This window comes from Streptomyces sp. NPDC007084 (assembly GCF_040703595.1).
Lineage (GTDB): Bacteria > Actinomycetota > Actinomycetes > Streptomycetales > Streptomycetaceae > Streptomyces.
In genome coordinates this window covers 17,357-42,735 of record NZ_JBEYFY010000062.1, presented here as the reverse complement: position 1 = coordinate 42,735, position 25,379 = coordinate 17,357, and the positions used below count along the sequence as shown (strand labels likewise).

Below are 25,379 nucleotides of genomic sequence, written 5' to 3'. Positions count from 1 at the left end.
CCGGCCGCGTGGGCGCCGGTCCGGCCGAACCGTCAGGGGCGCCCGTGGCCGGGGCGGAGAGCGGGGAGAAGGGCGGGGGCGGTGCCGGCAGCGGTGAGGTGTCGATCCCGAGCCGGAACTCGACGATCGGGTCCGCCGCGCCGGGGCCCGCGTCCAGTGCCGCGCCGGGGCCCACACGCTGCCCCGCGTGGGGGCCCGCGCCGGTGCCCGTGTTCCAGCCGGCCGCGAGGGCCGGACCTCGTCGGCCGAACGGCCCCTCGGCGTCCCTGTCGTCGCCCGGCACGGCCGCCGGGGACGGGGTGCCGCCGGCCGGTGTCCGCCGGGACGCCGCGTACGGGCGGGCGCCCCAGCCGAGGACCGCTTCGGCGAGCGGGACGGCGAGGGAGCCGTGGAACTGGTTCAACTGGTCGGCCGCGTAACGGCAGTGGCCGCACCGGGTCATATGGAGCCGCAGGTCGGGGTCGAGGTCGGCGCCGCCGCGGCGCAGCGATACGTCCAGCATCCGGTGGTAGCGGCGGCACTCCCCCTCGGGGGCGAGTTCGCGGTGGACCTCCACACAGTTTTCGCGCAACCGCTCGCGTGCGCGCCGCAGTTCGGCGGGCGCCTCCGCCACCGGGAGCCCCAACAGGGCCGCGGGCACCGCCAGTCGCTCGCCCTCGGTCTCGCCGTGCCACAGCAGGCAGCGGGCGGGTTCGGGCAGCCGGTGGAAGGCGCGGGCCAGCAGCCGCCTGTCCTCCGGCGGCAGCAGCGGGTCGGTGCCGGGCGCGGCCCGGTCCGCGTCGGCGAGGAGCGCGGGGGCGAGGAGGCCACGCCGGTCGTCCGTGAGCCATTCGCCCGCCATCCGCCGTACGGTGACGAGGAGTTGGTGCCGCCAGGCGGCGGTCGGCCCGCCCTGGTGCAGACAGTCGCCGAACAGGCGGGTGAAGGCGGCCGTGGTGAGGATTCCGGCCGGGCGGACACCGTCGGCGCACAGCCGCGCATAGGTGAAGACCGATTCCCAGTGGCGGTCCAGGAGTTCCCCGACGGGCTCGTTGGCGGGCGTTCCGCCCGGGCTCTTGCGCAACTCGGCGGCGAGCCGGGCGTCCGGAACGACCTCGGGCAGAACACCGTGGCCGGAGGAAGGGGACGGCGCTCCGTCATTCACGTCCGCTTTTCCTTCCGAGACGTGGGGAACGGGGCGCGCCTTACGCACACAGGGGCGGGCGAATATTGTCCGCACGCCGACAAGCCCCACCTTTGCACAGCGCGGCGATCCGGAACAAGCGAACCCGGAATTTCTCCTCATGCGGTGCGGGGCCGGGATATTGACCAAATGTCAGCCCGGCCCCCGCGAATTGCGAATGCCGATTTACCCGGGGCACGCCAGGCAGCCCGAATGCCCCGGGCAGCCCGGGTTCAGTGACCGCTGATCGCCCGAATACCCAGGGCGCCGGGGGTTCAGTGACCGCTGATCGCCCGGGGCGTGTAGGGCTGTTCCAGCTCCTCCACGTCCTTGTCGGTGAGGTCGACGTCGAGCGCGGCGACCGCGTCCTCGATGTGCGCGGGCTTGGTGGCGCCGACGATGGGCGCGGTGACGGTATTCCGCCGCAGCAGCCAGGCGAGCGCGACCCGGGCTCGCGGGACCTCCTGCCGCGTGGCGATGCGGGCGACGGCGTCGACGATCTCCCGGTCGCCGTCCTGGTACAGCCGGCGGCCGAAGTCGTCGCTACGGCTGCGTTCGGTGCTGGTGTCCCAGTCGCGGGTGAGCCGGCCGCGCGCGAGCGGGCTCCACGGCAGGACCCCGACACCCTGGTCGGCGCAGAGGGGCAGCATCTCGCGCTCCTCCTCGCGGTAGAGAAGGTTGTAGTGGTTCTGCATGGAGACGAACTTCGTCCAGCCGTGCAGGGCGGCGGTGTACTGCATCTTGGAGAACTCCCAGGCGTACATCGAACTCGCCCCGATGTAGCGGGCCTTGCCCGCCTTCACCACGTCGTGCAGGGCCTCCATCGTCTCCTCGACGGGGGTCTCGTGGTCGAAACGGTGGATCTGGTACAGGTCGACGTGATCGGTGCCGAGGCGGCGCAGACTGTTGTCGATCTCGGTCATGATCGCCTTGCGGGACAGGCCGCGCCCGTTGGGGCCCTCGTGCATCGCGCCGTTCACCTTGCTGGCGAGGACGATCTCGTCGCGGCGCGCGTACTCGGCGAGCGCCCGTCCGACGATCTCCTCGCTGGTGCCGTCGGAGTAGACGTTCGCGGTGTCGAAGAAGGTGATCCCGGCCTCCAGTGCCTGGCGGATCAGCGGGCGCGAGGCCTCCTCGTCGAGGGTCCAGGCGTGGGTGCCGCGGTCGGGGAGGCCGAAACTCATGCAGCCCAGGCAGATCCGGGAGACGTCCAGACCCGTCGAACCGAGCTTCACGTACTGCATGGTCATTCCTGCTTTCACTGGCGGTGGGGTGGCAGAGCCGGGAACTGTTCCCTGCCCGCCATTGGCGCCCCGCAGGCCTACTCGACGGGCCCTTCGACGTCGTCGTACATCCGGGCCGAGGCGATCAGGCCGTCGCCGCCGCGCGCGCAGACCGCGAGCCCGGGCTGTGGCGGGAGGTCGGCGTCGCCCCAGCGGTCGCAGATGTACTCGAAGGCGCTGCGGGTGCCGTCCTCCGTCACCGTGCACAGTTTGAGCGGGATGCCGCCGCCCGCGGCGAACAGGCCGTCGTACAGCTCGGTCAGCTCACGCGGCCCGGCGTGCCGGCAGGTCTCCTCGGAGGGGCCCCGGAAGGTGCCGTCCGGGGCGAACGCGGCGACCACGGCGGCGGTGTCCCCGGCATCGAGGGCGGCCGTGTAGTCGCCCACCACGTCGGAGGCGTGCGCGGCGGGGTCCGGCCGCAGCATCGGGCGGCGCACGACATGCCGGCCGAGCAGCGGCCGGCGGGAGTGGTGGATGCGCACCGGCAGTCTGGAGGCGGGGTCGACGGCGGCGGCCACGGGCAGTCCGGCACGCTCGCCGTCGGGTCCCTCCAGGTGCACGATCCACTCGCCCACGGCCCGCCGCCCGTCGAGCGTGGCGGCGACCTCCTCGATGTCGACCTTGTGCTCGGCCCGCCAGGTGTCCTGCACCTCCAGCCAGGCGGCCAGGACGGCCACACCGCTGATCCGGCCCGCCTCCGGGTCGTCCAGGGCGACGGGTACGGTGGCCGACGCGGGGTCGCGCAGCGCGTCGGCGAGATCGGCGGCGCCGAGCCGGTCGACGAGATCGGCGATCTCCGGGATCCAGACCATGGGGACTCCTGGGCGGTGCCGCGTGGGGGCGGTGCCGCGTGGTCGTGCGGTGGTCTTCCCCCGCGGTCGTCCTCGATCGCGGGGCGGTCGTCTTCGATCGTGGTCCCGGACGGGCCGGGGCGCGACCCCAGCGCGGGAAACGGTGCGGCACCCCCATGTGACCGGGCGCGTTCCATGTGACCGGGCGCGGTGGAACGGTGCGGTACCCGCCGTGCGACCGGGCGCGGTGGAACGGTGCGGTACCCACCGGGCGACCCGGCTCGGGGAAACGGGGCGGCACCCGCCGTCCGGCCCGGCTTGGCACCATGCCGTGCGGCAGGGCTCGGGGGGCGGTGCGGCACCCGCCGTGCGACCCGGCTCGACACCATGCCGTGCGGCCCGGCTCGGGGGGCGGTGCGGCACCATGTCGTGCGCCCGTCCGGGACCATGGGCGATGGTGGCGTGCCCCGGCCGCGCCCGCCGCGGCGGCCCCGGGCCCGGCCGTAGCGCGATGTCCGAATCCCGCCGGACGCGGCGCCGCGCGCGGGGCACTGTTGGGGGTGGACACAGCCAGGGACCTGGGAAAGGAACCGGACCGATGACGGTCTACACGACGATGGACAGCCCGCTCGGGCGGCTGCTGCTGGTGGGTGAGGCGTCTGCCACCGCGAAGGGCGGGACGGCGCTGGCCGCGCTCTCCCTGCCGGGCCAGAAGAACGGCGCGGCCGTCCAGGACGGCTGGCGCGCGGACCCGGACGCCTTCCGGGAGATCGAGGCCCAGCTCCGCTCGTACTTCGCGGGCGGGCTCACCTCCTTCGACATCGAGTACGTGCCCGGCGGCAGCGACTTCCGGCGGCGCGTGTGGAAGGCCCTGGAGGACATCCCGTACGGCACCACGCTCAGCTACGGGGAGATCACGGCGCGGATCGGCGCGCCCCGGGCCGCCGTGCGGGCCGTCGGTACGGCGATCGGGGCGAACCCGCTGCTGGTGGTGCGCCCCTGCCACCGGGTGATCGGCGCGAACGGGGCGCTCACCGGCTACGCGGCGGGCCTGGAGCGCAAGCGGCTGCTGCTGGACCTGGAGAACGTGCCGGTGTGATGCGCGCGGCTCCCGGGGGCCGCCTTGCCCGGCCGGGGAGCCCGGGCGGATCATGGACGGCGCTGGGGACCGGCCGAGGAGCGCCGGGACGACGGTGACGACCGACCGGAGCGGCCATGCGGAGCGAGCCACGCGCGGATTCCCCCGACGGGGCACAGCCGCCGCCCGGCGAGGGCGTGCGGTTCTCGGTGCTCGACCGCTCCCGGGTCCGAGAGGGCCACACCCCGGCCGAGGCGCTGCGGGACAGCGTGGCGCTGGCGGGTGAGCTGGAGCGGCTCGGCTACCACCGGTTCTGGGTGGCCGAGCACCACGGGGTGCCCGGTGTCGCCGGATCGGCGCCCACGGTGCTGGCCGCGGCGGTGGCCGCCGCCACCCGCACGATCCGGGTCGGCACCGGCGGGGTGATGCTCCCCAACCACCGGCCGCTGGTCGTGGCGGAACAGTTCGGCGTCCTGGAGTCCCTGTTTCCCGGGCGGATCGACATGGGCGTCGGCCGTTCCGTCGGTTTCACCGACGGGGTGCGCCGGGCGCTCGGCCGGGACAAGGACGCCGCCGGGTCCGAGGACTACACGGCGCAGCTCGACGAGCTGCTCGGCTGGTTCCGCGGCACCTCGCCGACCGGGGTGCGCGCCCGCCCCGCCGAGGGGCTGACCGTGCCGCCGTTCGTGCTGGCCCTGGGCGAGGGCGCCGGGATCGCCGCCCGGGCCGGTCTCCCGCTGGTCATCGGGGACCTGCGGAACCGGGAGAAGCTGCGGCGTGGCGTCGACGAGTACCGTGCCGCCTTCCGGCCCTCCGGCTGGGCGCAGCGGCCCTACGTCGTGATCTCCGGGACGGTCGCGGTGGCGGGGAGTCCCGAGGAGGCCCGGCGGCTGCTGCTGCCGGAGGCCTGGTCGATGGCGTACGCCCGCACCCACGGCACCTTTCCGCCGCTGCCGCCCGCCGAACGGGTCGAGGCGCTCGACATGACGGAGAAGGAGCGCGGCTTCTACGCGTCCGGTCTGACCGGCCACATCGCCGGGACCGAGGAGCAGGTGGCCGACGAGCTGCGCACGGTCCTCAAGGAGACCGGCGCCCAGGAGGTGCTGGTCACGACGAGTACGTACGACCGGACGGCCCTGCTGGACTCCTACCGCCGTCTGGCCCGGGTCGCGGGACTGACGCCCGCCTAGAATCGTGGGGTTTGCCCGCCCCGCCGCCGGTGGGGTCCGACCGATCCGGCCCACGCCCGGTCCGAAGGCTCTTCGGTTCCGGTAGCGGGCGGCCACAGGAGTCCGCCGATGCCCAGCCCCCGCCCCGGTTCCCATGATGCGTACGTCCGTGTCCGCGGGGCCCGGGAGCACAATCTGCGGGGTGTGGACGTCGACATCCCGCGTGACGTGCTGGCGGTGTTCACCGGGGTGTCCGGGTCCGGGAAGTCGTCGCTGGCGTTCGGGACGGTCTACGCGGAGGCGCAGCGCCGCTACTTCGAGTCGGTGGCCCCTTACGCGCGGCGGCTGATCCACCAGGTCGGGGCGCCGAAGGTCGGGGAGATCACGGGGCTGCCGCCCGCGGTGTCGCTCCAGCAGCGCAGGTCGGCGCCGACCTCCCGTTCGTCGGTGGGCACGGTCACCAACCTGTCCAACTCGCTGCGGATGCTGTTCTCGCGGGCCGGTGACTATCCGGCGGACGCGGAGCGGCTCGACTCGGACGCGTTCTCCCCGAACACGGCGGCCGGCGCCTGCCCCGAGTGCCATGGCCTGGGCCAAGTGCACCGGACGAGCGAGGAGTTGCTCGTCCCCGATCCGTCGCTCTCGATCCGCGAGGGCGCGATCGCGGCCTGGCCGGGGGCCTGGCAGGGCAAGAACCTGCGGGACGTCCTCGACGCGCTCGGCCACGACGTGGACCGGCCCTGGCGCGAACTGCCGGCCGAGGAACGGGAGTGGATCCTGTTCACGGACGAGCAGCCGGTGGTCACCGTGCACCCGGTGCGGGACGCGGGGCGCATCCAACGCCCGTACCAGGGCACGTACATGAGCGCGCGGCGGTACGTCCTGAAGACGTTCTCCGACACGAAGAGCCCGACGCTGCGGACGAAGGCCGAGCGGTTCCTGTCCGCCACCCCGTGCCCCGTGTGCGGGGGCAGCAGGCTGCGCGCCGAGTCGCTGGCGGTGACCGTCGGGGGCCGGACGATCGCCGAGCTGGCCGCGCTGCCGCTGACCGAACTCGCGGGGTCCCTGACCGCCGGCTCGGAGACCGCCCGTGTCCTGACCGATGACCTCCGCTCCCGGATCGCGCCGGTGGCCGAACTCGGCCTCGGCTACCTCAGTCTGGACCGGCCCACGCCGACGCTGTCGGCCGGTGAACTCCAACGGCTGCGCCTGGCAACGCAGTTGCGGTCCGGGCTGTTCGGTGTGGTGTACGTGCTGGACGAGCCGTCCGCCGGACTGCACCCGGCGGACACCGAGGCGCTGCTCACCGTGCTGGAGCGGCTGAAGGCGGCGGGCAACTCGGTGTTCGTGGTCGAGCACAACCTCGACGTCGTGCGGGGCGCGGACTGGCTGGTCGACGTGGGTCCGCGGGCGGGCGAGCACGGCGGCCGGGTGCTGCACAGCGGTCCGGTCGCGGGCCTTGAATCCGTACGGGAGTCGGCGACCGCGCGCTTCCTCTTCGACCGCTCCCCCGCCCCGGCCCGCACGCTGCGCGAGCCCCGCGGCCAGGTGAAGGTGGGTCCGGTGACCCGGCACAACCTGCGGGACGTCACCGCCGAGTTCCCGCTCGGCGTGCTGACCGCCGTCACCGGTGTCTCCGGCTCCGGGAAGTCGACGCTGATCGGCGAGGTGACGGAGGAACTGGCGGGCGTCGGACGGCTCGTCAGCGTCGACCAGAAGCCCATCGGCCGCACACCCCGCTCCAACCTGGCCACGTACACGGGGCTGTTCGACGTCGTGCGCAAGGTGTTCGCCGCCACCGAGGGGGCGAAGGCGCGCGGTTACGGGGTCGGGCGCTTCTCCTTCAACGTGGCGGGCGGTCGCTGCGAGACCTGCCAGGGCGAGGGCTTCGTCAGCGTGGAGCTGCTCTTCCTGCCCAGCACCTATGCCCCCTGCCCGGACTGCGGGGGCGCCCGCTACAACCCCGAGACGCTCGACGTGACGTACCGGGGGCGGAACATCGCGCAGATTCTCGACCTGACCGTGGAGGCGGCGGCCGGGTTCTTCGCCGACACCGGCACCCCGGCCGTCTCGCGCAGCCTCGACACGCTGCTCGACGTGGGCCTCGGCTATCTGCGACTGGGCCAGCCCGCCACGGAGTTGTCGGGCGGGGAGGCACAACGCATCAAGCTGGCGAGCGAGTTGCAGCGGATGCGGCGAAGCCACACCTTCTATCTGCTGGACGAGCCGACGACCGGGCTGCATCCGGCCGATGTCGAGGTGCTGATGCGCCAGTTGCACGGGCTGGTGGACGCCGGTCACACCGTCGTGGTGGTCGAGCACGACATGGCGGTGGTGGCGGGCGCGGACTGGGTGATCGACCTCGGTCCCGGCGGGGGCGCGGAGGGCGGCCGGATCGTCGCCGCCGGACCGCCCGGCCAGGTGGCGCGGGCGGCCGACAGCAGGACGGCGCCACACCTCGCCCGGGCGCTGGGGCAGAACGGGTAGGCCTGTGCTGCCACCCTGCAGGCCTACCGCCCTGCCGCCCTGCCGCCCCGCCATTCCCGCTGTCCTGCTGGCCCGCCGCCGTCCCGCCGCCCTACCGTCCCGCCGTCCCGGTCGTCACGTCGTGGCGCGACGCGGCGGCGGGTCGGGTCGTTTGGGTCGAGTCGGGGTGGTTCGGGTCGGGTCGGGTCGGGTCGGGCTGCGGGGACGAGCCGGCTACCGGGACGGGTACGGCTGCGGCTACCTCAACTCGGCCGTGGCCGCGCGCAGTTCGTCGAGTGCGGCGCGGGTGTGGGTGGCCAGCTCGCCCGGGTCCTCGTCGCGGTCGGGGTCGGCCCACCGGGTGAATCCGGCCTTGAAGGCGAGCACACCGAGTTCGGCGGCGACCTGCGCGACGGGGGCCGTGACGCCCCGCAGGCGCAGCGCCTCGGACATCGCCGCGGCCAGCCCCACGCTCTTCAGCGCGTCCCGCTCGCGCAGCTCCTCGTTCGCCTCTATCGCCGCGTGCAGCAGCGGGCCGAGTTCGCGGTTGAACGACGTCATCTCGCCGGACGCGCGCTCCAGGCCCGCCGCGACGGCCTCCAGGGGGGTGGCGTCCGCCGGGGCGTCGGCGATGCCCTCGGCCAGCAGCAGGCTCAGCGCCTGCTGTCCCGCGGTGAGGATCTCCCGCTTGTCGCCGAAGTGCCGGAAGAACGTGCTCCGGGTGAGTCCCGCGCGCTCGGCGATCTGGGCGACCGTCGTGTCGTCGAAGCCCTGCTCGGCGAAGAGGGTCAGGGCCGCAACGACCAGGCGCTGGCGGGCATCGGGCTTCCATCTCGGCATGGGGGACAGCCTAGACGATGCGACACCTGTCGCATCGCGGTAGGGTGATGCGACACTTGTCGCATCACTTCGAGGAGTCCCTCATGCGTGTCTTCATCACCGGCGGAACGGGCCTGATCGGCTCCGCCGTCGTCGCCGAGCTGATCGGCGCGGGCCATTCGGTCACGGTGCTCGCTCGTTCCGACGCCTCGGCGGCGAAGGCCGAGGCCGCCGGCGCCGGGGTGCTCCGGGGCCAGCTCAGCGACCTGGACGTGCTCCGCGCGGGCGCGGAGCAGGCGGACGGCGTCATCCACCTCGCCTTCAGCAACGACTTCAGCTCCCCCGAGGCGCTCGCCCAGGGCATCGCCGAAGAGGGCGCGGCCCTCGCCGCCCTCGGGGAGGCCCTGGTCGGCTCGGACCGGCCGCTGGTCACCGTGTCCGGGACGCCTTACGTGCCGGGCCGCGCCGCCACGGAGGACGACCCGCTGCCGACCGAGGGGCCCGTCGCCGGGCGCAGCCGGTCGGTGAACGCGGTACTCGAACTCGCCTCGCGCGGTGTGCGCACCTCGGCGATTCGGCTGCCGCGCACCGTCCACAACGAGGGCACGGGCGGGTTCGCCGGTCTGCTGACCGACATCGCCCGTCAGTCCGGGGTCTCCGGCTACCCGGGGGACGGCACGCAGCGCTGGCCCGCCGTCCACGCGCTCGACGCCGCCGTCCTGTTCCGGCTCGCGCTGGAGAAGGCACCGGCGGGCAGCTCGTGGCACGCGGTCGCCGACGAAGGTGACGCGGTCGCCGACATCGCGGCGGTCATCGGGCGGCGGCTCGACCTCCCCGTCAAGTCGGTGCCGCAGGAGAACTACGGCCCGCTCGGCCCGATCTTCGCGGCCGACCAGCCCGCGTCCAGCGCCCACACCCGCGCGGCCCTGGGCTGGGAGCCGACGCGCCCGAGTCTGCTGGAGGATCTGGAGAAGATCGAGGCGTAACGGGCGGAGGACGCCCGGGGCCGGCCTGGCCTGTCCCGGGCGCCCTCCGCTACCGCCCTCCGCTGCATGGGCCCACGCCCAGGGCCGACGCCGGGCCCTGGGCCCACGCGGCTCCCCGGCACCGGGCCGTGGGCCATGCGGCTCCCCGACACCGGGCCGTGGGCCCACGCGGCTCCCCGACACCGGGTCCGGGCGTGCTCCGAAGCGCCGTGAGGCAGGACGCCGTGCGCCGAGACGCCATGGGCCGATGGCTCGGGGCGGACCGACGCCGACGGGCAGGCGCCGCGAACCCCCGCGTGGGCCCGCCTCAGGGATGGCCCGGCGCCGGGGAGCCGGTGTCGGCCGGGGTTCCCTGCGCCGCGCCTGCCAGGGACCGGCGGTCGGGGTGGGCGTCGGGGGTGAGCGGTGGCCGTACGTCGACCTCGGCCACCAGGCCACGGGCCGACACCACCCGCCAGAGCGAGGTGAGCAGCGGGTCCTCGCCGACGAACGCCGGCGCCGTGCTCGGTGTCCCCTCGGCGGACCGGTAGCGGACGCGCACCGGCTGCACCGGGGTTCCCGCGTCCAGCGCGGCCTGGAAGACCGCCCGGCGGTAGCGGCCCTGGGCGCGCCCGCACCACGTACTGCCCTCCGGGAAGGCGACGACGGCCGCGCCGGCGCGCAGGGCCGCCGCGATCCGCTCCACGGTGCCCGGCAGCGCGCGCAGCCGGTCCCGGTCGATGAACAGCGTGCCGCCCCGGGCCGCGATCCCGCCCGCGACGGGCCAGCCGCGCACCTCGCTCTTGGCCAGCATCCGCGCCGGGCGGACGGCGGCCAGCAGCGGGATGTCGAGCCATGAGACGTGGTTGGCCACCATCAGCAGTCCGCCGGTGGGCGGAGCGCCGCCGGTGATCCGGGTACGGACGCCGGCGGCGCGCACCACGACGCGGCACCAGCGCCGGACCCACCGGTCGCGCCGGTCCGCGCGCAGCCGCCCGGCGAACGGGGTCAGGAGCACCCCGGCGAGGACGACGAGCAGGAGCCCGGCGAGCCGAGCGGCGGAACGCGGGACGCCGGCCCAGGGCCGTACGGACTCCACGCACCGGTGCGGGGAGCACGGCGCCGTGGGCGACCAGACGCCCGGCGCCGGGGCGGACTTCCGGGGCGCCGGAATGCCGTCCGACCGTCCCGGGGACCCGCCGCCGCCCGCACCCTCGGCGGCCCGGGCGCCCCGGCCCCCCGGCAGACGCACCGGCGGGACACGAACGGCGACGGCGCGGGCCAGGACGGAACCGGGCCGCGGCGGCACCGGTGTGGCCACGCCCGGCCGAACCCCGGGCGGGGTGTGGGATGTGGTCATCACGCGGGGACGAGGGAGAGGAAGTGGCGGAGGTAGCGCGGGTTGACGCGGCGCATCGACAGCAGGACGTACAGGTCGGCGACGCCGAAGTCCGCGTCGAGGGCGGGCTCCCCGCACACCCAGGCGCCGAGACGCAGATAGCCGCGCAGCAGCGGAGGCAGCTCGGTGCGCCCGGGCGGGGTGACGCCCTCGGCGCTCCAGGGGCGCAGCGGGCGGATCCGGAACTCCTCGGGCGCGAGGTGCCTGGCGCGCACCCGGTCCCAGGTGCCCGCGGCGAGCGTGCCGCCGTCGGCGAGCGGGACGGAGCAGCAGCCGGCGAGCCATTCGTGGCCGCCGTCGACCATGTAGCGGGCTATGCCGGCCCAGATCAGGCCGATGACCGCGCCGTCGCGGTGGTCGGGGTGGACGCAGGAGCGGCCGACCTCGACCAGGCCGGAGCGGATCCCGGCCAGCGGTCCGAGGTCGAACTCGCTCTCGGAGTAGAGGCGTCCGGCGATCGCGGCGCGCTCGGGCGGCAGCAGCCGGTAGGTGCCGACGACCTGTCCGGTCACCGTGTCGCGGACCAGCAGGTGATCGCAGTAGGGGTCGAAGGCGTCGATGTCGAGGCCGGGCCGGGGGGAGTTCAGGAGAGCGCCCATCTCCCCGGCGAAGACGTCGTGGCGCAGCCGCTGCGCGGCCCGGACGTCGGCCTCGTCGCGGGCCAGGGTGACGGTGTAGCGGGTGGGGGTGACGGGCTGGGCGGGGGTGTCGAGGGTGGAAACGCCGGTCATGGCACTCTCCTGGTCACGGGCCGTTCGGCGGAGGGGTGTCCCCCGCCCGGACGGAGCCGGGGGTTCGGGGGAGGCGGGCCGGATCGGTACGGCCCGCGCGCTCCTGTTCTTCCGATACCGGTTGGCGTGCGCGTGACCTGTGCCAGGAGGGCGGATGTGAGGATGCTGAATGGCAGGGGTGCCGGGCGGAGCGGGGTGGGGACGCCGGGGAAGCGAGACGGGACCGGGGCTTGAGCACCACACCCGGTCCCGCCCGTCCGCACCCTACGGCGAACGACTTGTGGGCTAACGTCTGCCCGATTTACGGGTGGCGCGCAGCCATTCCCTGTTCATCCCGGTGATGGAGACCAGCGGGATGCCCTTGGGGCACGCGGTGGCGCACTCGCCGGCCAGGGTGCAGCCGCCGAAGCCCTCCTCGTCCATCCGCGCGACCATGTCGAGCACCCGGGTCTCCCGTTCGGGGGCGCCCTGCGGGAGCACGTTGAGGTGGTTGACCTTGGCGGAGGTGAACAGCATCGCGGCGCCGTTGGGGCAGGCCGCGACGCAGGCGCCGCAGCCGATGCACTCGGCGTGCTCGAAGGCGAGGTCGGCGTCGGGCTTGGGCACCGCCGTGGCGTGGGCCTCGGGCGCGGCACCGGTCGGGGCGGTGATGTAGCCGCCCGCCTGGATGATCCGGTCGAAGGCGGACCGGTCGACGACGAGATCCTTGACGACGGGGAAGGCGGCGGCCCGCCAGGGCTCGATGTCGATGGTGTCGCCGTCCTGGAAGGACCGCATGTGGAGCTGGCAGGTGGTGGTGCGCTCGGGGCCGTGCGCGTCGCCGTTGATGACGAGGCTGCACGCGCCGCAGATGCCCTCGCGGCAGTCGTGGTCGAAGGCGACGGGGTCGTCGCCGGCGAGGATGAGTTCCTCGTTGAGGGTGTCGAGCATCTCCAGGAAGGACATGTCGGCCGAGATGCCGTCCACCTCGTACGTGGACATCGCTCCGTCGGCGTCGGCGTTCTTCTGCCGCCAGACGCGCAGGGTGAGCTTCATGCGTAGCTCCGCTGGGTGGGGTGTACGTACTCGAAGACGAGGTCTTCCTTGTGCAGGACGGGCGCGGTGCCGGTGTCGGTGAACTCCCAGGCGGCGGCGTAGGAGAACTCCTCGTCGCGGCGGGCGGCCTCGCCGTCGGGGGTCTGGGACTCCTCGCGGAAGTGGCCGCCGCAGGACTCGGCGCGGTGCAGCGCGTCGAGGCACATCAGCTCGGCGAGTTCGAGGTAGTCGACGATCCGGTTGGCCTTCTCCAGGGACTGGTTGAACTCCTCGCCGGTGCCGGGGACCTTGATGCGCCGCCAGAACTCCTCGCGGATCTGCGGGATGCGTTCCAGGGCCTTGCGCAGTCCCGCGTCGGTGCGGGCCATGCCGCAGAACTCCCACATGAGTTCGCCCAGTTCGCGGTGGAAGGAGTCGGGGGTGCGGTCGCCGTCGACGGCGAGCAGCAGCCGCAGCCGGTCCTCGGTGTCGGCCAGCACCTCCTGGACGACGGGGTGTTCGTCGGTCACCTCGTCGTGGTGGGGGTTGCGGGCGAGGTAGTCGTTGATGGTGGCGGGCAGGACGAAGTAGCCGTCGGCGAGCCCCTGCATCAGGGCGGAGGCGCCGAGGCGGTTGGCGCCGTGGTCGGAGAAGTTGGCCTCGCCGATTGCGAACAGGCCCGGCACGGTGGTCTGGAGGTCGTAGTCGACCCACAGTCCGCCCATCGTGTAGTGCACGGCGGGGTAGATCCGCATGGGCACGCTGTACGGGTCCTCGGCGGTGATCCGGGCGTACATGTCGAAGAGGTTGCCGTACTTCTCCTCCACCTGGGCGCGGCCCATCCGCCGGATGGCGTCGGCGAAGTCCAGGTAGACGCCCTGGCCGCCGGGGCCCACTCCCCTGCCCTCGTCGCAGACGTTCTTCGCGGCGCGGGAGGCGATGTCGCGGGGCACCAGGTTGCCGAACGAGGGGTAGACGCGCTCCAGGTAGTAGTCGCGCTCGTCCTCGGGGATCTCGTTCGGCGGGCGGCTGTCGCCGGGGGCCTTCGGGACCCAGATGCGGCCGTCGTTGCGCAGCGACTCGCTCATCAGGGTCAGCTTGGACTGGTGGTCGCCGGTGCGCGGGATGCAGGTGGGGTGGATCTGGGTGAAGCAGGGGTTGGCGAAGTAGGCGCCGCGCCGGTGTGCCCGCCAGACGGCGGTGGCGTTGGAGTTCATGGCGTTGGTCGACAGGTAGAAGACGTTGCCGTAGCCGCCGCTGGCGAGGACGACGGCGTCCGCGTAGTACGTGTCGACGCGGCCGGTGATCAGGTCGCGGGCGACGATGCCGCGGGCCTTTCCGTCGACCACGATCAGGTCGAGCATCTCGGTGCGCGGGTGCATCTCGATGTTGCCCTCGGCGATCTGCCGGGACAGTGCCTGGTAGGCGCCGAGCAGGAGTTGCTGGCCGGTCTGGCCGCGGGCGTAGAAGGTGCGGGAGACCTGGACGCCGCCGAAGGAGCGGGTGTCGAGCAGTCCGCCGTACTCGCGGGCGAAGGGCACGCCCTGGGCGACGCACTGGTCGATGATCTCGACGGAGATCTGCGCGAGGCGGTGGACGTTGGACTCGCGCGCCCTGAAGTCGCCGCCCTTGACGGTGTCGTAGAAGAGGCGGTGCACGGAGTCGCCGTCGTTGCGGTAGTTCTTCGCGGCGTTGATGCCGCCCTGGGCGGCGATCGAGTGGGCGCGGCGCGGGGAGTCCTGGTAGCAGAACTGGACGACGTGGTAGCCCTGTTCGGCGAGGGTGGCGCCGGCCGAGCCGCCGGCGAGGCCGGTGCCGACGACGATCACGGTGTGCTTGCGGCGGTTGGCCGGGTTGACGAGCTTCGCCTCGAAGCGGCGGGTGTCCCAGCGTTCGTTGACGGGACCGGCGGGCGCCTTGGTGTCGGCGACGGGCTCGCCGGTGGTGAAGTGCGCGTATTCAGAGGTCATTTCAGCTCACCACTCCGGTCATGACGCCCACCGGCACGGCGATGAAGCCGGCCGTGAGCAGCAGCGCGAGGACGTTGGCGACGGTCTTCAGGGCGCGGTCGCGGCTGCGGCTGCCGGCGCCGAGGGTCTGGGCGGCGCTCCAGAAGCCGTGCCGGATGTGCAGGCCAAGGGCGAGCATGGCGACGATGTAGATGACGTCGCCGTACCAGGTGGAGAAGGTGTCCACCACGTTCTGGTACGGGTGGCCCTCCTGGAAGCCGCCGGAGTGCACGGTGCCGGTGGTCAGGTCGAGGATGTGCCAGACGATGAACAGGCCGAGGATGATGCCGCCCCAGCGCATGGTGCGGGTGGCGTAGCTCGCCCGGCGCTTGCGGTGGACGTAGGCGGTGGGGCGGGCCCTGATGTCGCGGCGGCTGAGCTGGTAGGCGCTCACGGCGTGCGCGACCACGGCGACGACGAGCACCACGCGGATGAGCCAGAGCGTCCACTCGTAGTGCATGAAGGGCTCGCCGACCGTGCGCAGCCAGTGGGCGTAGTGGTTGAACTCGCCCGCGCCGAAGTAGATCTTGAGGTTCCCGATCATGTGGGCGACCAGGTAGAGCAGCATGATCAGGCCGCTGACGGCCATCACGGTCTTCTTGCCGACGGAGCTGTCCCACACGGTGCGCGCCATGGACGGCCGTCGGTCCGTCCGCGTTGCCAGAGCCATGGGTCAAGACGGTAGGTTCCCGGGAACCGATCAGTCCAAGACATGGAACGGCTCGTTTCCATAGACGTGGGCTATCGTCGGGTGATGCAGTTCCAGCAGCTCCAGTACTTCGTGGCCGTCGCGGAGACCCGGCACTTCACCCGGGCCGCCGAGCTGACGCACGTCGCGCAGCCCTCGCTCTCCCAGCAGATCAAGGCCCTGGAGCGGGAGTTGGGCGCGGACCTGTTCCTGCGGGCGCGCGGGAACATCACGCTCACCGACGCGGGCGAGGCGCTGCTGCCGCTGGCCCGGCGGATTCTCGCGGACGCGGACACCGCCCGGCACGAGGTGCAGGAGCTGGCGCAGCTCCGGGCGGGCCGGGTGCGTCTCGGGGCGACGCCGAGCCTGTGCACGGGTCTGCTGCCGGACGTGCTGCGCGCCTTCCACGACCGCTATCCGGGCGTCGGCCTGGTGATCGAGGAGAGCGGCTCGCACGACCTCGTACGGGATCTGGCGCGCGGGGCCCTGGACCTCGCGCTGGTCGTGCTGCCGCTGCCGACGCCGTCCCCCGCGCTGACCACGGTGGAGCTGCTGCGGGAGGACCTGGTGGTGGTGTCGTCGCCGGAGGCGCCGGCGCCGGGCGGGGGCGAGGGGCGGCGCACGGTGCGGGTCGCCGATCTGGAGCGTGAGCGCCTGGTGATGTTCCGGCACGGGTACGACCTGCGCGAACTGACCGTCGCCGCCTGTCGCGCCGAGGGCTTCGAGCCGGACTTCGCCGTCGAGGGCGGCGAGATGGACGCGGTCCTCGGCTTCGTCCGGGCGGGCCTCGGGGTGGCGGTCGTCCCGCGCATGGTCGCGGCCCGTTCCGGACGGGGGCTGCGGGTGACCCCGCTGGCCCGGCCCGGTCTGCACCGGACGATCGCCCTGGCCCACCGCAGCGACGTGGCACCGCCCCGCGCGGCGCGGGAACTCCAGCGGATGCTCCTGGAGCGCTGACAGCTCGGGTACGGGCCGGCTCGGGTACGGGCCGGCCCGCGCGCTCTGACGCCCTCCCCGCCGCGGGCCAGGCCCGCGCACGGCAGGGCGGGCGCCCTCACCAGGTCGGGATGAGACCGCCGTCGATCAGGAAGTCGCTGCCGGTGATGTTGCCAGCGCGGTCCCCGGCGAGGAAAAGCACCAGGTCGGCGACCTCCGAGGGCTTGGAGAAGCGGCCCGTCACGGTGCTGCCGGACGCCTGGGCGACCACCTCGTCCGGAGTGAGCCCGGCGGCGGCCGACACCGTCGCGGCCACTCCGCCGCCGCCCAGCCACAGCTCGGTCTCCACCGGGCCCGGACTGACCGTGTTGACCCGGATACCCCGCGGGCCGACCTCCTTGGACAGCGCCTTGGAGAAGGCGACCAGGGCGGCCTTGCCCGCGCTGTAGTCGATCACCAGCGGGTCCGGCAGGGTCGCGTTGACCGAGCCGACCGTCACGATGGAACCCCGGCCCGCGGCGAGCATCACCGGCAGGGCGGCACGGGTGACCCGTACGGCGGTGAGCAGGTTCAGATCGAGGGTACGGAGCCACTCCTCGTCGGTGACCGACAGGAAGCCGCCGGTCCGGGCCGGGGCCGTGCCCACGTTGTTCACCAGGACGTCGATCCGCCCGTCCGCCGCGTCGACGAGCCGGCCGGCCGCGTCGGGCTCGGCCAGGTCGACCCCCGCCCAGGTGACGTCGCCCTCCTTCACCAGCGCGTCCAGGCCGGGTGACGTGCCGCGCGATCCGGCGATCACCCGGGCGCCCGCTCCGGCCAGCGCCCCGGCGATCGCGAGCCCGATGCCCTTGCTGGCGCCGGTGACGACCGCCGTCCTGCCCTGGAGTTCCGTGCTCATGGCCCTCAGCTCCGTCCGTGGGAGACGCGTCCTGGCGGCGCCGGGCGCGGCGACGCGGCGCGGCCTCCGCTCCAGGAGACCACGCCGCGCCCCGGGGCGTCGTCCGGATGGGGACGGCGCCCCCGCGCCTCAGCCGGTCGCGTCGACCAGGGCCAGGTCGTGCAGCCGGTCCGGCGGGCCAGGGCGGGCGTAGTACCAGCCCTGGGCCGTGTCGCAGCCCAGTATCCGGAGCTGTTCGGCCTGGGCGCCGGTCTCCACACCCTCGACGGTGACCGCGAGGTCCAGGCTGTGGGCGAGCGCCACGATGCCCTCGACGATCTTCAGGTCGACCGGGTCGGCGGGGAACTGCTGCATGCCCTGGGTGAAGGACCGGTCCAGCTTCAGGATGCTGACCGGCAGTCGCCGCAGGTTGGCGAGGTTCGAGTAGCCGGTGCCGAAGTCGTCCAGGGCGATGTCCACGCCCATCTCGGCGAGCCGGCGCAGCGGTTTCAGCAGGTCGTCGTCGGCGCCAATCAGAGCCGACTCGGTGACCTCCAGGCAGAGCGCGTCCGCGGCCAGGCCCTCGCGTTCCAGAATGTCGACCGTGTCCTGGACGAGGCCGGGATGGGTCAGCTGGCACGGCGAGAGGTTGACGTTGACGCGCAGCGGGCCGCCGCCGGGGTGTCGCCGCTGCCAGGTGCGGGCCTGGCGGACCGACTGCTCCAGGACCCAGCGGCCGAGCGGCACGATCAGACCGGTGTGCTCGGCGAGCGGGATGAAGCGGTCGGGGCTGAGGACTCCGTGCTGCGGGTGCAGCCAGCGCACCAGGGCCTCGGCGCCGCGGACGCTGCCGTCGCCGAGGTGGACGAGCGGCTGGTACTCGATGAAGAACTCGCCTCGGTCCAGGGCGGCAGGCAGGGCGGTGGTGAGCCCGTGCCGGGTGATGGCGCGGGCGTCCGCCTCCGGGTCGGCCAGCTCGAAGCGGTTGCCGCCGGCCGACTTGGCCCGGTACATCGTGATGTCGGCGCTGCGCAGCACGTCGGCGGCGCCGCGCACCCCGGCCGGGCCCTCCACGACGCCGATGCTGCCCCGCACGGTCAGTTCGCGGCCGTCGATGCGGATCGGGGTGACGAGCGCGTTCATGATGCGCCCGGCCAGCTCCTCGACCTCGCGCTCGGTGTGGGGGCCGGTGGTCAGGGCCACGAACTCGTCACCGCCGAGCCGGGCGACCATCTCGCCGGGGGCGGTCGCACACGACTGGAGCCGGTCGGCGACCTCCACCAGCAGCCGGTCGCCCGCCGCGTGTCCGAGGCTGTCGTTGATGGTCTTGAAGCCGTCGAGGTCGAGGTAGCAGAGCCCGAAGCGCTGCCCCTCCCCCGCCGCGAGCGCCTTCTCCAGACGCTCGAAGAACAGGGTGCGGTTGGGGAGCCCGGTGAGCGCGTCGTGGGTCGCCTCGTAGCGCAGCCGCAGGTTGAGCAGCCGGCGTTCGGTGGTGTCCTCCATCAGCGCGAGCTGGTACTGGGGTTCGCCGTCCGCGTCGCGCAGCAGGGAGACCGTCAGGTTGGTCCACAGGGCGGTGCCGTCGGGGCGGTAGAAGGCCTTCTCGACGTGGTAGTGGTCGCGTTCGCCGCGCACCAGTTCCTCGTACAGCCGCCACACCTGGGGGGCGTCCTCGGCGTGGGTCCATTCGGTGACCCGGCGCCCGCGCATGGTCTGTTCCGTGCCGCCGAACATGCGCAGCAGCGCGCCGTTGGCCTGGAGCATGTTGCCGTCGAGGTCGGCGATGCCGATCCCTATCGCGGCGCCCTCGAAGACGGCACGGAAGCGTGCCTCGCTGTCGTGGAGCGCCTCGGCGACGGCGCTCTGGGCGGTCAACGCGGCCTGGGAAATGGCCTGTTGCTCGGTGAGCGTGCGCTCCCGCAGGGCGCGCGCGTAGCCGGCGGCCATGGCGTGCTGGAGCCGCGCGGACCGGTTGCGCAGGGTCTCCTGGTGGCCGTCCTCGCCGCAGTACAGGACCAGGTAGGCGTCGACGCAGTCCAGGGCGCGGCTGAGCGCCTCGGGGTCGGTGCAGTGCGCGTCGACGAGCGCGGCGCCGACCGCGTGTCCGGCCTCCGCCTCAAAGGTCCGCGCCCGCAACGCCTCGCTCAACCGGCGTGCGAGAGGCAGGAGTTGTTCTTCGAACTCGGGGCGGGTCAGCGACGTGGAGGTGACCGGGAAGACCGCGCGGCTCCAGATCGTCGCGAACCGGCGCAGTCTGTCCTCCGGCCCGTCCGGCTCGGCGGTCACGCCGTACGTCCCACGCCGCCGAACCCGGAGAAGGAATAAGGATCCTCTTCCTCGGGTGCCGTGTCGGGCCGCCATTGCGGCATCGGCACCAGTCCGGGTTCCACCATGTCGTACCCCTCGAAGAACCGCGCGATCTGCTCGCGCGTGCGCATGATCAGCGGGCTGCGGATGTTCCGGTAGACGCCGACCGCCCCCTCGGCCCGCTCCTGCGGGAGCGGGATCCCCTCGAACGCGGCGTGGGTGACGACCAGCAGGCTGCCCGGCGCGAGGGCGTCGCGCAGCCGGGCCACCGCACTGTACGGGTCGTCCGCGTCCTCCACGAAGTGCAGTATGGCAACGAGGAGCAGCGCGACCGGCCGCTTCAGGTCGATCAGTTCCCGCACCGGGGCGCTGGCGAGGATCTCCTGCGGCTTGAGGAGATCGGCGGCGACGACGCCCGCGTTCTCGTTGCCCTCCAGAACGGCCTGGCTGTGTGCGACGGCAACGGGATCGTGGTCGACGTAGACGACGCGCGCGCCGGGCCGGGCGGCCTGGGCGATCTCGTGGACGTTGCCGAACGTCGGGATGCCGGAGCCGATGTCGAGGAACTGGTCGATGCCCTCGCCGGCCGCGAACCGCACGGCGCGGCGCATGAACGCGCGGTTGGCCTGCATCACCTTGGGGAGCCCCGGCATGAACTCCATCGCCTTGCGGGCCGCCTCCCGGTCGACCTCGAAGTTGTGCGAACCGCCCAGGTAGAAGTCGTACATACGGGACACGCTCGGCACCGAGATGTCAATGCTGCGGGGGGCCCAGGCGGGACGCTCCATCTATCTCTCCACGGCGTAGTCGACGGCGTAGGCGATCCGGTGTTCGAGCAGAGGCTACTGATCGCCCGCCAAAGGAGCGAGCCAAAACGGAAATTGACCGTCCGTTCCCGGTCACTGCCTCGGGCAAGTGCCGAATTGGCGTCCGCGAACGGCACGCGAACCCGCCACGCACCGCCGTCGCGAAATCCCTCCGAAGCGTTCCAAATGACGTCGGGAGATCACCAAGCGTGGCCGTCTCCCCGGGGGCGCCGCCGCACTCTTTCACATCCCGGCCGCCGAACGAACCTTTCACGTCCGGTGCCGGTTCCGACTCGCCCTTGCTGTGCGGCCGTTCAGCAGCACCGGATACGCGGGCACGCGAACCCCGGCCCCGGACCCCGCACCCCGGACTTCCCGGACCCCGGGCCCCAGACCCCGGACCCCGGACACGCCAAGGGTCCGCCCCCTCCGTGCCGTCGCGGAGGGGGCGGACTCTCGGGGTCCCGGCGCTCAACCCTGGGGAGTGGAGGCTTACTTCGAGGCGCCGACCGGCTTTCCGTCGGGTGCGACGGCGTACCAGGTGCCGCCCACGCCCTGGCCGTTGGTGTCCCCGGGAGCGGTGTCACCGGAGAAGGTGTAGATCGGCCAGCAGTTGACGGTCATCTGCTTCACGCCGTCCGGGCGGGTGAAGCCCATCAGGCCCTTCTTCTGGACGCCCTTGGTGTCGTTGGAGGCGACCGGCGCCACGGCCGGCCACTTCTCCAGGCAGGCGCCCGTGCAGGCCGACTTCGAGACGGGCCAGGCCTGGTCCTTCATGAAGCGGTAGACGGTCATGCCGTTCTTGTCGACCACGACGTCCCCGAGCTTCGGGTCCTTGCGGACCGACAGGCCGGGCAGGTCGGCGAGCGCCGCCTTCTTGCCGTTGGGAGCGGAGGCGTACCAAGTGCCGCCCACGCCTTGCCCGTTGGTGTCGCCGGCCTTGGTGTCCTTGGCGTAGCGGTACATCGGCCAGCCGGCCACGGTGAGCTGCTTGGTGCCGTCCGCGCGGGTGACCTCGCCGAGCAGCGAGGTGTCGACACCGGCCGCGGCCTCGGCCCCGTCGGCGGGCACCGGCGGCCAGGCGGTCGCGCAGGCGCCGTCACAGCTCGACTTCGGCGGCTCGGCGGTGTCCTTGTCGAAACGGTAGAGCGTGAGCCCGGCGCCGTCGGTCAGCACCTTGCCCAGCTTGGCGCTCTGGGCGACGGCGAGCTTGCCCGCGGGCTCGGCCTCGGCGGCCTGGTCCTTGGAGTCGGCGCCGTAGCCGTTGCCGGGCGAGGCGCTTGCCCCGTAGCCACCCGCGGCGGCGGTCGCCCCGACGTTCTGGCTGCCCGTCGAGGGGGTGCCCTGTTCCTGACCGCACGCCGTCGTGAGCGCCAGCACGGCCATAGCTGCCGCTACGAGTGAGGCGCTCCGCCAGGAGGTCTTCATGGGTAACTCCCGCTGTTCGCATATGTGGTGCAGCGCCCTGCTGCGCCGCATGGCCCTAGGTACGGCCGGAGGGGGCGGGAGTGTTCAAGCGGTCCGGAACTTTCTTCCGGAGCCCCTGTGGAGGGTCGAGCGGTCCGGAACCGTCTTCCGGAGACCTGGACAGGGTCCGGCACCCCGGAATCCTTTTCGGAAGCGGAAGCCCGTGCCGGGGGTGACGGGATCTTCGCGCGTGTGTGCGCCCCGGCCCCCCACGTCCCGTACAGCGCGTCAAACCACCACGGTCCGGACGTCCTTCCTTCGGGGGCATTCCCGGACACTCCGGCGTGGCCCGGCCGCACCCGCCCCATGATCTTCGTCGTGCAAGGACCCCAACGAACCCGATCCGCCCTCGTCATACGGGTATTGACGCTGACCGCGCTGAGCTGGCTGCTCGTCGGCGCGCCGAGCGGAACGGCGGCGGCGGACGCCTGCGCGTACGCCTCCACCGGCCCGGGCGGAGACGGCCTGACCGCGGTGGCCGTGGCGGGCGAGGGCGCGGTGGCGGTCGTCGGGCACACCACCTGGTGCCCGACCCCGACACCACCGCCACCGTGCCCGCCGACCCCCACGCCGACGCCGCCCCCGCCGCCGAAGCCGCCACCACCACCGCCGCCTCCGCCCAAACCGAAGCCGACGCCCAAACCGACACCCCCGCCACCGACCCACGCGCCGAAGCCCAAGCCCCCACCGCCGCCTCCGCCTCCGCCCCCCGCGGCGAAACCGCAGCCCGCGCCGCCCCGGCCGGCTCCGGTCCCGCCGCCGAGACCCACGCCGACACCGAAGCCGACGCCCAGCGCGCGCCCCACGCCCGCGCCGGAACCCGTCAGCTACCCGGCGTACCGCCCCGCGCCGCACAAGCACCAGCCCCGCGGCGGCCCGTCGCTGGTCTCGTTCACCCTGCTCATCACCGCGCCCGCGGTGCTCGCCGTCGCGGCGCTGCGCCCGCGCTGACCCTGGAGGCAAACCTTGTCGGATTGGCTTGTTCTCGCCCTCGCGATGGCGGCCGCGTGCATCGTGGTCCTCATCGTGACGCTCGTCCGGCACCGCCGGGCGCGCGAGGACGAGGACCCCAGCGAGACCCCGGACGTCATCGAGTACATGACGATGATGATCGGCGTGGTGTACGCCATCGTCCTGGGCCTGGCGATCGCGGGCGTGTGGGAGGCCCGCGGGGCCGCCCAGGACCATGTGCAGGCGGAGGCCCAGGCGCTGCACGAGATCTCCGAGCGGGTCCGGGTCTACCCGCCGGACGTGCGCGACCGCATCCGCGGTGACGTCGACGCCTATGTGGGCTACGTGGTCACCAAGGAGTGGAAGTCCATGACGGACCACGACCAGGTGACCGCCGAGGGCGGCCGGCTGCTCGGCCGGATCCGGCAGGACGTGACCGACTACGAGCCGAGGTCGGACTTCGAGGCCCAGGCGTACCAGCCGCTGCTGGACCAGGTGTCGGCGGCCGACGCGGCGCGCAGCGCCCGGGCCGACTCCACGGGGGCGACCATGCCCGGCGTGGTGTGGTTCGGGCTGATCATCGGCGCGGTGGTCACGGTCGGGATGATCTTCGCGCTGCAGATCAGGCGTACCGCCCGTGAGCTGGTCCTCGCGGGGCTGTTCTCGGCGCTGATCGCGTTCCTGCTGTTCCTCATCTGGGACTTCGACGCCCCCTACAGCAGGGGGATCGCGGCGTCCGTGGAGCCCTTCACCGCGCTGTTCCCGCACCTTCCGGGCTGACGCGGCCAGGGGGTGGACCAGTCGCCGGGGGACGGACGCCACGCCGCGTCCGTCCCCCGGCCGTACGCCCCGCGTCCCCCGTGCGGCCCAGCGGATTGCCCCGTTCGCACTACAGGGATCGCGCCCCGGCGCACCCTTTCCTAGCGTTCCCGTCATCGAGGTGCATTTCTGGCGCAATGCGGAAAAGGTCCGCAGCAAGGCTCCTCGGGGACCTGGAGGCTCACCATGCGCGCGATACGCGTCGCTTCGGCCGCACTGCTGGGCGTGACCGCCCTGACCTTCACCGCTCCCGCCGCCTTCGCCGGTGACGGGGACAACCACAACATCACGCCGTTCGCGTTCAGCGTGCAGCCGTCCACCATCGCCGCGGGCGGTCAGGTGTCGCTGCTGCTGAAGCGGGACGGCGGGTGCCGCGGGAACGCGACGGTCACCTCCGGCGTCTTCGACACCGTCACCATCCCGCCGGGGCAGTCCTCGGCGACCGCCATGGTCGACTGGGACGCCAAGCCCGGCGCCGTGTACGACGTGACGTTCTCGTGCGGCGGGGCGAGCGGCAGCACCGGTCTCACCATCGCGGGCGGCCGGCCGGCCGACCCGACCCCGGTTCCGTTGCACCGGGGGGTGCGGGCGGGTGTCGGCGGCAGTGTGGGCGGCTTCGACCTGAAGGAGATCGGCATGGGAACGGCGCTGATCGCCGGTTCCGTGGGCGCGGCCTGGTACATGACGCGGCGCCGCGCGGCGTCCGACGACTCCTGACCGGACATCACAGCGCTTCGCCCCGGACCCTTTGGAGGGGTCCGGGGCGAAGCGCTGTCCCGTGCGCTGCCGTCGGGGCGGCGGGCCGGCCCCCGAGGGGGTTGGGGCCGGCCCGCCCGTCAGGAGGTGGCCGAGCGGTCAGATGTGCTTCTCGGACCGGCGGCGCATCCAGAACACCCCGCCGCCGACGACCGCGGCGGTGACGAGGCCACCACCGATCGCCACGTCGGTGGGGGTGGCGCCGGTGGTGCTGCTGCCACCGAGACCACCGCGGGTGCCGCCGATGACGGTGAAGGCCGCCGGGCGGGTCAGCGAGCCCGTCCCCTCGCAGTTGACGGTGATGTCGTACGAGCCGGGGCGGGCGTCCTGGTTGATGGTGGCCGTTCCGCTGGACGTCTCGTTGTGGGCGCCGACGAGCGGCTTCAGCCGCGTCTCACGGAACGCCGGCGACGTCATGGTGCCGCCCCGCGAGCATCCGTCGACCGTCACCGTGAGCTGGCCGCCGCGGGCGATGACGCTGGGCATGGCGACGATGTTGCTCGGACTGTTCCACGCCGCGGCCATCGGGGCGGCGAGCCCCACGGCGGCGACCGCGGCGGCAGACACCGCCAGGGCACGAGTAGTACGCATGTGATCCTCCGCGGAGACGCCCCGGGAACCGTCCCCGGTGGATCGGCGAGAAAGCGCCTCCCAGACAGACCCTCAGATGCGGTGCGCGGACCCGCATTTCGAGAATGGTCCGTACCGGTGAGAGGACACGCCGAGAGAATTCCACACAATCGGATATTGCCGCAGGTCACGGACCGTCAGAAAATTCCTGGTCATGGCAACTCGGATGGCGCAGGAGGGGTTCGGGCCGCCACCCGTTCGCCCGCGCCCCGTCGCCCGTCGGCTCCCCTGCGATTAGCGTGCTCATATGCGCGAC

20 protein-coding genes and 1 pseudogene are annotated in these 25,379 nt (G+C 73.2%); 7 read left to right on the top strand and 14 right to left on the bottom strand.

Annotated features, from left to right (window positions below; all coding sequences use genetic code 11):
- The 3 genes and pseudogenes from AB0912_RS30925 to AB0912_RS30915 form a co-directional block, all read right to left on the bottom strand.
- Positions 1-1,144: pseudogene (locus AB0912_RS30925) on the bottom strand (hydrolase); the annotation flags it as partial.
- A gap of 293 nt (positions 1,145-1,437) precedes the next feature.
- The gene (locus tag AB0912_RS30920) at positions 1,438-2,406 is read right to left on the bottom strand and encodes an aldo/keto reductase (RefSeq protein ID WP_366705682.1); all 969 of its coding nucleotides are present in this window, start codon (positions 2,404-2,406) and stop codon (positions 1,438-1,440) included.
- Positions 2,407-2,483: 77 nt separating this feature from the next.
- Positions 2,484-3,257: a nuclear transport factor 2 family protein gene (locus tag AB0912_RS30915; RefSeq protein WP_366705680.1), complete on the bottom strand. Its 774-nt coding sequence runs from the start codon at positions 3,255-3,257 to the stop codon at positions 2,484-2,486.
- Between the two features lie 577 nt (positions 3,258-3,834).
- Here AB0912_RS30915 and AB0912_RS30910 point away from each other — a divergent pair.
- The 3 genes from AB0912_RS30910 to AB0912_RS30900 all read left to right on the top strand — a co-directional run bounded on the left by AB0912_RS30910 (position 3,835) and on the right by AB0912_RS30900 (position 7,970).
- Positions 3,835-4,335 (top strand): methylated-DNA--[protein]-cysteine S-methyltransferase, encoded by a 501-nt coding sequence (locus AB0912_RS30910; RefSeq protein WP_366705678.1) that lies wholly within the window; start codon positions 3,835-3,837, stop codon positions 4,333-4,335.
- A 116-nt stretch (positions 4,336-4,451) separates the two neighbouring features.
- Positions 4,452-5,504 (top strand): LLM class flavin-dependent oxidoreductase, encoded by a 1,053-nt coding sequence (locus tag AB0912_RS30905; protein ID WP_366705676.1) that lies wholly within the window; start codon positions 4,452-4,454, stop codon positions 5,502-5,504.
- Positions 5,505-5,612: 108 nt separating this feature from the next.
- Positions 5,613-7,970 (top strand): excinuclease ABC subunit UvrA, encoded by a 2,358-nt coding sequence (locus AB0912_RS30900; RefSeq protein WP_366705674.1) that lies wholly within the window; start codon positions 5,613-5,615, stop codon positions 7,968-7,970.
- Positions 7,971-8,207: 237 nt separating this feature from the next.
- Here AB0912_RS30900 and AB0912_RS30895 read toward each other — a convergent pair whose 3' ends face one another.
- Positions 8,208-8,789: a helix-turn-helix domain-containing protein gene (locus AB0912_RS30895; protein WP_366705672.1), complete on the bottom strand. Its 582-nt coding sequence runs from the start codon at positions 8,787-8,789 to the stop codon at positions 8,208-8,210.
- A gap of 83 nt (positions 8,790-8,872) precedes the next feature.
- On the opposite strand from AB0912_RS30895, the gene AB0912_RS30890 reads away from it, so the two are divergent.
- Positions 8,873-9,754 carry an SDR family oxidoreductase gene (locus AB0912_RS30890; RefSeq protein WP_366705670.1) on the top strand — a complete coding sequence of 294 codons (882 nt, stop codon included), beginning with the start codon at positions 8,873-8,875 and terminating at the stop codon, positions 9,752-9,754.
- Positions 9,755-10,061: 307 nt separating this feature from the next.
- Here AB0912_RS30890 and AB0912_RS30885 read toward each other — a convergent pair whose 3' ends face one another.
- From AB0912_RS30885 to AB0912_RS30865, 5 genes are all read right to left on the bottom strand, one after another.
- The gene (locus AB0912_RS30885; protein WP_366705668.1) at positions 10,062-10,832 is read right to left on the bottom strand and encodes a lysophospholipid acyltransferase family protein; all 771 of its coding nucleotides are present in this window, start codon (positions 10,830-10,832) and stop codon (positions 10,062-10,064) included.
- 260 nt (positions 10,833-11,092) lie between these two features.
- Positions 11,093-11,863, bottom strand: a complete 771-nt coding sequence (locus AB0912_RS30880; protein WP_366705666.1) for a GNAT family N-acyltransferase — start codon at positions 11,861-11,863, stop codon at positions 11,093-11,095.
- A gap of 285 nt (positions 11,864-12,148) precedes the next feature.
- Complete coding sequence (locus AB0912_RS30875) at positions 12,149-12,898, bottom strand: succinate dehydrogenase/fumarate reductase iron-sulfur subunit (protein WP_366705664.1); 750 nt, start codon at positions 12,896-12,898, stop codon at positions 12,149-12,151.
- Positions 12,895-14,847 (bottom strand): fumarate reductase/succinate dehydrogenase flavoprotein subunit, encoded by a 1,953-nt coding sequence (locus AB0912_RS30870; protein WP_366705662.1) that lies wholly within the window; start codon positions 14,845-14,847, stop codon positions 12,895-12,897. The genes AB0912_RS30875 and AB0912_RS30870 overlap by 4 nt, the downstream gene beginning before the upstream one ends.
- Before the next feature lies 1 nt (position 14,848).
- On the bottom strand, positions 14,849-15,520 hold the full coding sequence (locus tag AB0912_RS30865) for a succinate dehydrogenase (protein WP_366705684.1): 672 nt from the start codon (positions 15,518-15,520) through the stop codon (positions 14,849-14,851).
- Between the two features lie 120 nt (positions 15,521-15,640).
- Between AB0912_RS30865 and AB0912_RS30860 the strand changes: the two genes are divergently transcribed.
- On the top strand, positions 15,641-16,531 hold the full coding sequence (locus tag AB0912_RS30860) for a LysR substrate-binding domain-containing protein (RefSeq protein ID WP_366705660.1): 891 nt from the start codon (positions 15,641-15,643) through the stop codon (positions 16,529-16,531).
- 97 nt (positions 16,532-16,628) lie between these two features.
- On the opposite strand, the gene AB0912_RS30855 is transcribed toward AB0912_RS30860, so the two are convergent.
- From AB0912_RS30855 to AB0912_RS30840, 4 genes are all read right to left on the bottom strand, one after another.
- Positions 16,629-17,408, bottom strand: coding sequence for an SDR family oxidoreductase (locus tag AB0912_RS30855; protein ID WP_366705658.1), 780 nt, complete (start codon positions 17,406-17,408; stop codon positions 16,629-16,631).
- A 129-nt stretch (positions 17,409-17,537) separates the two neighbouring features.
- Positions 17,538-19,673 (bottom strand): EAL domain-containing protein, encoded by a 2,136-nt coding sequence (locus AB0912_RS30850; RefSeq protein ID WP_366705656.1) that lies wholly within the window; start codon positions 19,671-19,673, stop codon positions 17,538-17,540.
- A complete protein-coding gene (locus AB0912_RS30845; RefSeq protein WP_366705654.1) occupies positions 19,670-20,482 on the bottom strand; it encodes an SAM-dependent methyltransferase in 813 nt (270 codons plus the stop codon). The genes AB0912_RS30850 and AB0912_RS30845 overlap by 4 nt, the downstream gene beginning before the upstream one ends.
- A 510-nt stretch (positions 20,483-20,992) precedes the next feature.
- A complete protein-coding gene (locus tag AB0912_RS30840; protein ID WP_366705652.1) occupies positions 20,993-21,928 on the bottom strand; it encodes an SCO0930 family lipoprotein in 936 nt (311 codons plus the stop codon).
- Positions 21,929-22,933: 1,005 nt separating this feature from the next.
- On the opposite strand from AB0912_RS30840, the gene AB0912_RS30835 reads away from it, so the two are divergent.
- Positions 22,934-23,698 carry a hypothetical protein gene (locus AB0912_RS30835; RefSeq protein WP_366705650.1) on the top strand — a complete coding sequence of 255 codons (765 nt, stop codon included), beginning with the start codon at positions 22,934-22,936 and terminating at the stop codon, positions 23,696-23,698.
- Positions 23,699-23,923: 225 nt separating this feature from the next.
- The gene (locus AB0912_RS30830; RefSeq protein ID WP_366705648.1) at positions 23,924-24,454 is read left to right on the top strand and encodes a hypothetical protein; all 531 of its coding nucleotides are present in this window, start codon (positions 23,924-23,926) and stop codon (positions 24,452-24,454) included.
- 138 nt (positions 24,455-24,592) lie between these two features.
- Here AB0912_RS30830 and AB0912_RS30825 read toward each other — a convergent pair whose 3' ends face one another.
- Positions 24,593-25,084, bottom strand: a complete 492-nt coding sequence (locus AB0912_RS30825; protein ID WP_366705646.1) for a hypothetical protein — start codon at positions 25,082-25,084, stop codon at positions 24,593-24,595.
- Positions 25,085-25,379: the final 295 nt, after the last annotated feature.